Source organism: Protofrankia sp. Cas3, assembly GCF_963555955.1.
In the GTDB taxonomy this organism is placed as follows: domain Bacteria; phylum Actinomycetota; class Actinomycetes; order Frankiales; family Frankiaceae; genus Protofrankia.
The window spans coordinates 2,003-4,169 of record NZ_CAUVXP010000278.1 but is presented as its reverse complement, the minus strand read 5'-3'; the positions used below and the strand labels follow the sequence as shown (position 1 = coordinate 4,169).

Genomic DNA, 2,167 nt, shown 5'->3' with positions numbered 1-2,167 from the left:
CGGCTGGGTGCCCGACATCGCCCCGTACCGAAGGGTTCCCGCGCAGCCCCAGCGGCGCTGACCGGTAGCCGCGGTCTTTCGCTTCTACCCCATTTTCTTTCCGTTCCTCTGGTAGGCGCATTACCTGTCGGGGGGCCGGACGGGTCCAGGGTCGGCGAAGCCGATCACGAAGTGACACGTATGTGCCCTGGATGCGGCCGGTTTCCCGGCAGACCCTTCCGCGCCCAGAGGGACGGACCCCACCGGATCGCCAGATGTGATCCGGCCGCCTTTTCTGGCGGTTCTTCCTGTTCTTTTCTTCTTTCGGCAAGGAGTGATCTTTCATGCTGCCTGAATCCGGACCCGATGACGGGCCGCGGACGGTGTCCGTGGTCGCAGCTCTACACGAGCATCTCGACCGTGCCGGCCGTGGTCAGGGCCGCTGGTATGAGGATGCGACCGGTGAGAAGGAATTCGCCTGCGACATGGGCGACAGCCGGTATGGCTGCCCGTGGTGTGACCGGGTCGCCTGGCCCGACGGTAACCCGCTGGATGTGGCGTGATGGCCGCGGGGAAGGGGAGCCGGCGGGGGAACAACGAGGGATCGGCGTACCGGTATCGCAATGGTTGGGCCGGTCAGGTCAGCATGCCCGACGGTACCCGCAAGACCGTGTACGGCAAGACGAAAGAATCCGTTTTTGACGAGATCCGCACGGTGCGGCGGGCGATCGATGACGGCGTGCCGGTGGTGTCCACCCGGATGACGGTGGGGGAGTACCTCGACCAGTGGGTGACGGTGGTGCTGCCGTCCCGGGTGGTGGCGGGCACGCTCGCGGAGTCAAGCGCCGAATCGTATGAACTGTTGACGCGGCTGCACATCATCCCGGTGCTGGGCCGACACGAGCTACGCAAGCTCTCGACAGCCCACGTCCGGCAGTGGATGACCGCGAAGCTCACCGAACCGTCCGCGGCCGGTCTTGCCGCTCGCCAACGCCGGGAAGAGGAGAAGGCACGCAAGGCCGCGGAGAAAGCAGCGCAACAGCAGGCCACCGAGGTTGAGCGGCCGAAGCGGCGAACCGGGCGCAAACCTGGCCCGCCGAAGCGGGTGGCGACACCCGACCCGAAGCCGATCAAAGCGCTGTCGGCGCGCAGCGTCGGCTATCTGGTGACGATTCTGCGGCTGGCGCTGAAGGACGCGGTCCGGGAGGAGCTGTTGGTGCGCAACGTTGCGGAGCTGGTCCAGCCTCCCCGTAAGGACGGTGCGCCGGTGCGGGCATTGTCGGATGCGGACGCAGGCCGGGTCCTGGCGGTGGCGCTGGTCGATCGCCTGGCCGCGCTGTGGATGGTCATGCTGGCGCTGGGGCTCCGCAAGGGTGAGGCGCTTGGGTTGCGCTGGGACGTGATCGACCTGGAGGCGGGCACCGTGGAGATTCGCCGTAAGCAGCGGCGGCGGCTGGTCGGGGTCGACCCGGACACGGGCCGCAAACGGTGGGAGCTGGTCGAGGACGACGACCTGAAGACCAAAGGGTCGAAGGCGACCCTTGCGCTACCGGAAATGGTCGTCGTGGTGCTCCGGGAGCATAAGAACCGGCAGGACACGGCGAAAGCGGCGGCACTGGAATGGCATGATGACGGGCTCGTGTTCACCACGTCCACCGGACGCGGTATCCAGCCGCGGAACGTCAACCGTTGGTGGGACAAGGTCTGCGCGGATGCGGACGTCCACCGAACGCGTGTTCACGACCTGAGACACACCTCGGCCACGCTGCTTTTCCGCGCCGGGGTGGATCTCAACGAGATCCGGGCGTTGCTGCGTCACACGCGCATTGCGACCACGGCCGATATCTACATCGATGTCCTGGAAGACGTCCGCCGCGGCACGGCCGCGAGCATGGACGGCATCCTCGGCCGGCTGGCTCCACCGACCCGACCGGATGCTACGGAACGTGACGATGATGCGGGTGGCGGCGTGGCGTCCGCGGGTTGATCGTTTCCAATTGCAGTACTAATTGCAGTACTGGAGATCAAAAAAGCCCAGAGCCCCGCGCCGTGTGATCGGCTGCGGGGCTCTGACCTGCCTCAACCAGCGTGCGCTCGGAGGGACTCGAACCCCCAACCTCTTGATCCGTAGTTTGCTCTGGATCTTCCGTGGGCGTCCGCTGAGGTTCGCCGGGTGTGGTGACCTAGG

The 2,167-nt window shown here is 66.4% G+C and carries 2 protein-coding genes; both read left to right on the top strand.

Annotated elements, in window-relative coordinates:
- The first annotated feature begins 323 nt into the window (after positions 1-323).
- Positions 324-542, top strand: coding sequence for a hypothetical protein (locus U9983_RS27050; RefSeq protein ID WP_322756722.1), 219 nt, complete (start codon positions 324-326; stop codon positions 540-542).
- A complete protein-coding gene (locus U9983_RS27045) occupies positions 542-1,966 on the top strand; it encodes a tyrosine-type recombinase/integrase (RefSeq protein ID WP_322756721.1) in 1,425 nt (474 codons plus the stop codon). The genes U9983_RS27050 and U9983_RS27045 overlap by 1 nt, the downstream gene beginning before the upstream one ends.
- Positions 1,967-2,167: the final 201 nt, after the last annotated feature.